Source organism: Allobosea sp. TAB14, from assembly GCF_052113865.1.
GTDB lineage: Bacteria > Pseudomonadota > Alphaproteobacteria > Rhizobiales > Beijerinckiaceae > Allobosea > Allobosea spartocytisi.
Map to the genome: position 1 here is coordinate 1 of NZ_JBFRDQ010000209.1, position 6,969 is coordinate 6,969.

Annotated in this window: 7 protein-coding genes; 4 read left to right on the forward strand and 3 right to left on the reverse strand. The window is 62.7% G+C overall.

What is annotated here, in order from left to right:
* Nucleotides 1-1,039 (forward strand): OmpP1/FadL family transporter (locus AB4Y99_RS23660; RefSeq protein WP_441525039.1); only part of this gene is annotated, 1,039 nt, incomplete at its 5' end.
* A 149-nt stretch (nucleotides 1,040-1,188) separates the two neighbouring features.
* Here the strand turns inward: AB4Y99_RS23660 and AB4Y99_RS23665 are convergent.
* Complete coding sequence (locus AB4Y99_RS23665; RefSeq protein ID WP_441525040.1) at nucleotides 1,189-1,626, reverse strand: hypothetical protein; 438 nt, start codon at nucleotides 1,624-1,626, stop codon at nucleotides 1,189-1,191.
* Nucleotides 1,627-1,762: 136 nt separating this feature from the next.
* On the reverse strand, nucleotides 1,763-2,056 hold the full coding sequence (locus tag AB4Y99_RS23670; protein ID WP_441525041.1) for a hypothetical protein: 294 nt from the start codon (nucleotides 2,054-2,056) through the stop codon (nucleotides 1,763-1,765).
* Between the two features lie 628 nt (nucleotides 2,057-2,684).
* Between AB4Y99_RS23670 and AB4Y99_RS23675 the strand changes: the two genes are divergently transcribed.
* Nucleotides 2,685-3,101: a hypothetical protein gene (locus tag AB4Y99_RS23675; protein WP_441525042.1), complete on the forward strand. Its 417-nt coding sequence runs from the start codon at nucleotides 2,685-2,687 to the stop codon at nucleotides 3,099-3,101.
* A 572-nt stretch (nucleotides 3,102-3,673) separates the two neighbouring features.
* Here AB4Y99_RS23675 and phaC read toward each other — a convergent pair.
* Nucleotides 3,674-5,497 (reverse strand): class I poly(R)-hydroxyalkanoic acid synthase, encoded by a 1,824-nt coding sequence (phaC, locus tag AB4Y99_RS23680; protein ID WP_441525043.1) that lies wholly within the window; start codon nucleotides 5,495-5,497, stop codon nucleotides 3,674-3,676.
* A gap of 112 nt (nucleotides 5,498-5,609) precedes the next feature.
* On the opposite strand from phaC, the gene AB4Y99_RS23685 reads away from it, so the two are divergent.
* On the forward strand, nucleotides 5,610-6,065 hold the full coding sequence (locus AB4Y99_RS23685) for a hypothetical protein (RefSeq protein ID WP_038368206.1): 456 nt from the start codon (nucleotides 5,610-5,612) through the stop codon (nucleotides 6,063-6,065).
* A 286-nt stretch (nucleotides 6,066-6,351) separates the two neighbouring features.
* A partial coding sequence (locus AB4Y99_RS23690) for an aminotransferase class I/II-fold pyridoxal phosphate-dependent enzyme (RefSeq protein WP_441525044.1) occupies nucleotides 6,352-6,969 on the forward strand: 618 nt, incomplete at its 3' end.

Genomic DNA, 6,969 nt, shown 5'->3' on the forward strand with positions numbered 1-6,969 from the left:
GCCCGGCTTCCCGCTGAGCCCGATCCAGAACGGCACCGGCAATCTCGGCGGCGACGGCGCCTTCATTCCCGCCTCCTATTCGTCCTGGCAGCTCACCGACAGGCTGTGGATCGGCGTGACCACCGGCGCGCCCTACGGCCTGCGTTCGAAGCCCGACCATCAGGTCAATGCCGCGCAGATCTATGGCCGCTCCGCCAAGGTGCAGACCATCAACGTCTCGCCGACGATCGGCTATCAGGTCAATGACTGGCTCGCGATCGGCGCGGCGCTGCAGGTCCAGTATTTCAACGCCTCGCTGAAGCAGGCTGGGGGCATCGGCCCGAGCGCCGCACCGGTGATCATCGAAGGCAACACGATCGATTTCGGCTACCGCTTCGGTGTGACGCTGACCCCGCTCCAGGGCACGACGATCGGTCTGGCCTATCGCTCGGAAGTGCGCCAGACGCTGGAAGGCACCTTCCGGGCGCCGACTGCGGGCGTCATCCCGGTCAAGGCCAACCTCAACCTGCCTGACTCGGTGGTGTTCGGTGTCTCGCAGGTCATCAACGACCAGTGGCAGGTCCATGCCGGCGTCGAGTGGACGAACTGGAGCCGCTTCCGCAACATCCCGATCGTCAGCAAGACCGGCAGCGTTCCGATCACCAGCCTGAACTTCCAGTATGACGACGCCTGGTATTTCTCGCTCGGCGCGGAATACAAGTACAACAACGCGCTGACGCTGCGGGCCGGTGTCGGCTACGAACTCTCGGCGGTCAACGACCGCAACCGCACGATCTTCATCGCCGACAACGACCGGCTCTGGCTCTCCGCGGGCTTGAGCTACCAGGTCACGGAGAAGCTGAAGCTCGACCTCGGTTACACCTTCATCGACGTGAAGAAGGCCAAGGTGAACTACACCGGCTTCCACCCGCAGCAGAGCGCGGTGCTCTTCTCGGGCGATGCCAAGCCCTACATCAACATCGCCTCGGTCGGCCTGACCTATCGCTGGGACGACCCGGCCCAGACGCTCCCGGTCCATCCGGTCGTCCGCAAGTACTGAGCAGCCGCACGCGCGAGCTTTGCAAAGCCGGCCTTCGGGCCGGCTTTTTGCTGTGAGGCCGCGACAAGCTCATCGCGTGGCGGGCATGTCGGCGATGGGAGGGGAGCGGTCGTTAGCCCTATACCTAAAAGCGGACGCGGGAGGGGCCGCTACTGCAAAATCCCACAGCGCCGCTGCAGCTCTCGGGAAAATGCCGGCATGTCCCGACCGGGAATGCCGTATCGGATTCGAGGGCCGGGGGAAGGCTGCTGGGAAGCGGAGGCCTCGAAGACCCGAGCGAAGCAGCCGCCGCTGGCGCCGTAGATGCCGCGCTGCGCGGCTAGACCGAGACCGATACGATAAGGAATGCTGCCAGCACCATTCGCTCGCACCGGGCTTTGCACCACCCGCTCTTGCCGCGCGGCGCAGTCGTTGATGGCGTCGGCGAGACGGTTGTCCCAGTGGCAATATCCGTTGACTGATTGAATCCCAAAAAGCGTCCGAGCACATTTGCAATGCGCGCCGCGCTCGACGGGGCGCGGGTAATTCTGCGCGGAAGCAGCCGTTGCGGTTATGACGAATAACGCGGCGATCGCAGCCTTAAGCATGGAAGCCCCCCGGCATCTTTGCCCAGCACAACCTTGGGTTACCCTCCCGACAAGTCAACTCGACGAAGGGACAAGTGAGGTGCCGGCTTTGATGGCAGCTATGGGTCGGTAGCAGACTTTCGGCTGGCCTATCCGCTCAACGACCAGTCAGCCTTTCAAAACCCGGCAGTGCGGCGGATTGTGGGTCGATGATGGCCTTGGTGGCAACTAAAACTAAAGCAGCTGTAATTATTAAAAGCATCAACCAGTAAGTTTTTCGCAGTGAATTAGCAGATACCGGGCGTGAACTCTCGAAATTATCTTGTGAATTTTCCATCGTATACTCAGCCATGCAGGCGATATATCGATCTATGCGATGCCTAAGCACATAAACTAACCCATATACGGGAAACAATGTCGCGAATTGCAGGGCATCTACATTGAGCTTCAAGTGAATTGCCTGCCATAGCGTCAATCGGAAAAACGATAGGCTGCTACTCTAAACTTCACAAGTCTCTTCGCCAAAATCTAGAGGCTGCTATGGGTCGTAAACGGACGCAGAAAATGTATGCTCGCGTGATGCACGGCCCTAAACGCATCAACCGATATCCAGCGCCATGGCGACTAGTTCTCGCCTTCATTGTCGCTCCTCTCGTTGGAGCCGCGGTACTAACAATTTTTCAGTTCGGTTGGCCAACCCCCCTGGCCAAGCTGCTTGGATCCGTCACGCTTCTCAGCATGGGGGCTCTTCCAGCAACGGCCTTGTTTGGCCTGCCAGCCTACTTAATTCTACGAAACTGGGCGGCACCAAGCTTGCTGAACTGCGTGGTTGTTGGAGCCGCGGTCGCGATTATGCCTAGCCTCCTCCTCGAACTGCTCCCAACGTCAACGACCTTTCAATTCAACATTGGCGGGCGTGCGACGGTAGTCGATGGTCATAGGACAGCTTGGGGGTGGGAACTGTGGCGCGCTAACCTGATTAGAACTGCCGTAGCGGGTCTGGCGGGAGGAGCCGTGTTCTGGGCATTGGCTCTCTTGCGCATCACCATGCCCAAGTCCGCTTAGGGTCGGAAGCAGACTTGCGATCCGAGGCCGAAAGCGCTCTGTTTGCGTTACCTGCGGCGGAGGAAATGATGGGCTTGGTTCGAATTTTAATCGCGGCTGCAGCAACCGCCATTGCGCCGAGCTTAGGCGGCTCGCAAATCCCGGATACCCCTGCTCAGGTCCATGGCCTTAGATCGGAGCATGCGTCCTACTTTGAAACGAGTTTCGTAGGTTCGATCACTTGCCACGTTCCGCAACACTACTCATTCCGAAAATTCTATGACCTCAACCTCCGGCCGAAGGACGGCGGGGCGAAGCCATTTCCACAAAAACTGATCGATTATCGCAATTCGGATGACACCTATTCCGTCTTTGTGATCCACGAACGCCGTGGCCTCTATTTCCGTTATTTCGGCTATCGATTTGTGAGTAACGAGGTCGCCTGCTTCTGATCTGCGACAGTGCAGTTGAGAGGCGTCGGCTATGGGTCGAAAGCAGACGAACCAGCCCCGACTTATCCCCGCGCTTTCCGTCCGGCTTATCCTCGGGCCACCTCATCCCCGAGGGGCGGCCATCCGGAGGTATGCCAGTGGCGGGATGAGGTCGGCGCCTGCGCGTGGAGTTACGATCCACTCCCGGGAGGCTTCGGGGCACCGCCCTGGGGGTACTACGGCCCCTGTGCGAGGAGCTCGCTGGAAGGCTCGGTGGCAACGGACGGCGCGAGCAAGGACGCGACAACCCGATGAGGGGAACTGGCGTCCGAGTTCGCCTTTCCCGACCCGCAAAGCCATATAAGCGCGGCCCGGAGACTTAAGAACGCCGGAAGCGGAGCGCCACGGGGCGTGCGGAGGGTGGCTCAATCCCTCCGCGCCGCATCCTGGCTCAACGGAAGCGGCCTTATACCCAACCGCGCCTCGCGGCGCTCCGCTGCCCCTCACCACCACCGAACGCGGCGACGCGGGCGGGCGAAGACCTTTGCGCCGAGCCTCTGCCTTCTTCCCATCGCGGGCCCGAGGAGGGGAGGCTAGACCTTCACCTTCACATAGGTCCCCGGCGCGTCCGCCAGCGCCTTGAGCTTGCCGCCGCCGGGCTCGCGCGCGGCGATCGTCTTCGGCGCCTGCGCTTCCAGCCAGGCGAACCAATGCGGCCACCAGGAGCCGGGATGCTCCTGCGCCTTGTCCATCCAGCTCTCATAGGAGCCCTTCACCGGGCCGCCGGTCCAGTACTGGTACTTCACCTTGGCGGGTGGGTTGACCACGCCGGCGATATGGCCGGAGCCTGCGACGACGTGCTCCACCGGGCCGCCGAAGCATTGCGAGCCGATGAAGACGGAAGGGGCAGGCGCGATGTGGTCCTCGCGCGTCGCGAGATTGTAGACCGGGATCTTCACGGCCTTCAGGTCGAGCATCTTGCCGCCGATGACCATCTCGCCCCGGGAGAGCTTGTTGTCGAGATAGCAGTTGCGCAGATAGAAGGAGTGGTTCGCCGCCGGCATCCGCGTCGAATCCGCATTCCAGTAGAGCAGGTCGAAGGGGGCGGGCGCCTTGCCCTTCAGGTAGTTGTTGACGGCGTAGGACCAGATCAGGTCGTTGGGCCTGAGCATGTTGAACGCGCCCGACATGCGCGAGCCGTCGAGAAAACCGGTCTTCGCCATCTGCTCCTCGATGGCGCGGATCTGCTCCTCGTCGACGAAGACGGAAAGCTCTCCGGCCTTCGAGAAATCGACCTGGGTGGTGAAGAAGGTCGCGCTCTCGATGCGCTTGTCACCGATCGCGGCCATATAGGCCAGCGTCACGCCGAGCAGCGTGCCGCCGACGCAATAGCCGATCGCCGAGACCTTCTTCTCTCCCGTCGCCTCTTCGATCGCGTCGAGCGCCGCGAAGATACCCTCGCGCATATAGCTCTCGAAATCCTTGCCGGCATGGCGCGCATCCGGGTTGACCCAGGAGATGCAGAAGACCGTGAGCCCCTGCGCGACGCACCAGCGGATGAAGCTCTTCTCGGCATTGAGGTCGAGGATGTAGAACTTGTTGATCCAGGGCGGCACGATCAGCAGCGGCCGCTTCAGCACCTGCGGCGTCGAGGGCGCGTACTGGATCAGCTCCATGATCTCGTTGCGGAAGATCACCTTGCCCGGCGTCGTCGCGATGTTGACGCCGACCTCGAAGGACTGGGCGTCCGACTGGCGGATCTTCAATTCGCCGCCGCCGGCCTCGACATCCTCGGCGAGCATCTTCATGCCGCGCACCAGGTTCTCGCCGTTCTGTTCCAGGGTTTCGCGCAGCAGCTCGGGATTGGTCGCGACGAAATTGGTGGGCGAGAGGGCGCTGGCGATCTGCTTGATGTAGAAGCGGGCCTTGTTGCGCGTATGCGGGTCGAGATCATCGGCCTTGTCGACCATGGTCTCGGCCCAGCGCGAGCCGATGAGATAGGCCTGCTTGATGAAGTCGAAGGTCGGGTGGTTCGACCAGTCCGGGTCCTTGAAGCGGGTGTCGCGCTTGTCCGGCTCGGCGACGGGCGCGACCTCCTCGCCGGCGGCCCGCTTCAGCGCCGCGCTCCACAGGTTGAAGAATTCGCCGGTGAGCGAGGCCTGGGCCTCGATGATCTTCGCCGGGTCGTTCACCCAGCGCTCGGCGACCCGCCCCAGCGTCTTGACCATGTCGCTGGCTTCGTCGGCCTGCCCGGTCTTGGCCTGCCCGCGTTCGAGCGGTTTCAGATAGGCGGCCGTGACCTTGCCGTACTCCTCGAAGAGACGGCCCATATTCTGCGCGAACTGATCGAGATCCGGGGTCGGCGTCCCGGACGCGCCAGCCGCTTCCTTCGATCGGTCGTCGCCCTGCCGGCCCATGAATCGTTTCCCCCTTGTTCTGAGGTTAGCGCATCGCTCCCCATTTTGGTCCTATTAAGGACGCGGCCGGTGTGCTTTACCAAGAAAATTCGTCGAACCGCCGGAAGTCCTCATGCCGATCGAACTCTCCGTGAAAAAGCCGCTCATCCTGTCGGCTGCGCTGCTGGGGCTCTCCCTGGCCGGCTGCGTCGGGGAAGGCCCGGTCAAGAGCTCGGCCGAGGCCATCGGCATGGCGACGACACCGCAGGAATCGAAAGCCTTCGTCCGCGCGACCCGCCCGGCGGAGATGGAGTATATCCCGGTGGGCTCGTCGATCCCGGTGGCGCAGCTTTGCCCCGGCCCCAATCCTCCGCCGGCCTATGTGCCCTCCGGCCAGGCCGCCCGCTTCAGGACGCCGCCGCCGATCCGCGATCCCAAGGATCCCTGCAAGCCGCGGGCGGGCTTCGAGTCGATCGAGAAGCAGCTCGCGGCAAAGCAGAAGGTCAACGAGGCGGCCGGCAACACGGCGAAATCCCTCGGAGCCGCGACGACGCCGCCGAAGCCGGCCCAGATTCCGCCGCTGAACTGACGCTCTCCGGGCCGTAAGCCCTGCGGGCAGGCGCCCATGTCTGCTCGCCTATTGGTCGAAGATCGCAATTTCTTGCGTTTTTGGCCCTGTCCTGAACAAAGATGCGGTGCTAAGCAGCCTTGGCGCAAGGAAGTGACCTTGCGCATGAGCGATGCCGCCGGCCGGAGGGTAGATCGTCGCGCGTCCGACGGACGCGGCCGCGATGGTCTATCTTATTGTTATCGCATCGGATTTTCCGGGAAGTGGAGGCCACTTTCCGGATCGGTGCTTCAGGGACCTGTTCGAGATGACCGATTTCCACCGCATCAAGCGCCTGCCGCCTTATGTTTTCGAACAGGTCAACAAGATCAAGGCCGCCGAGCGCGCCAAGGGCGTGGACATCATCGACCTCGGCATGGGCAATCCCGACCTGCCGGCGCCCAAGCACGTCATCGAGAAGCTGGTCGAGACGGCGGGCAAGCCGCGCACCGACCGCTATTCGGCCTCGAAGGGCATCGGCGGCCTGCGCCGGGCCCAGGCGAACTACTATGAGCGTCGCTTCGGCGTGAAACTGAACCCCGAGACGCAGGTCGTCGCGACGCTCGGCTCGAAGGAGGGCTTCGCCAACATGGCGCAGGCCATCACCGGCCCGGGCGACGTCGTACTCGTGCCGAACCCGAGCTATCCGATCCATGCCTTCGGCTTCCTGATGGCGGGCGGCGTGATTCGGTCCGTCCCGGCCGAGCCGACGCCGGCGATGTTCCCGGCGCTGGAACGGGCGGTGATGCATTCGGTGCCGAAGCCGATCGCGCTCGTCACCTGTTATCCGGCGAACCCGACCGCCTATGTCGCGACGCTCGATTTCTACCGCGACCTCGTCGCCTTCGCGAAGAAGCACGAGCTCATCCTGCTCTCGGACCTTGCC

Coding starts and splice junctions, on each gene's coding strand:
- AB4Y99_RS23665 (WP_441525040.1), bottom strand. CDS start 1,626: ATGCTTAAGGCTGCGATCGCCGCGTTATTCGTCATAACCGCAACGGCT.
- AB4Y99_RS23685 (WP_038368206.1), top strand. CDS start 5,610: ATGCCGATCGAACTCTCCGTGAAAAAGCCGCTCATCCTGTCGGCTGCG.
- phaC (WP_441525043.1), bottom strand. CDS start 5,497: ATGGGCCGGCAGGGCGACGACCGATCGAAGGAAGCGGCTGGCGCGTCC.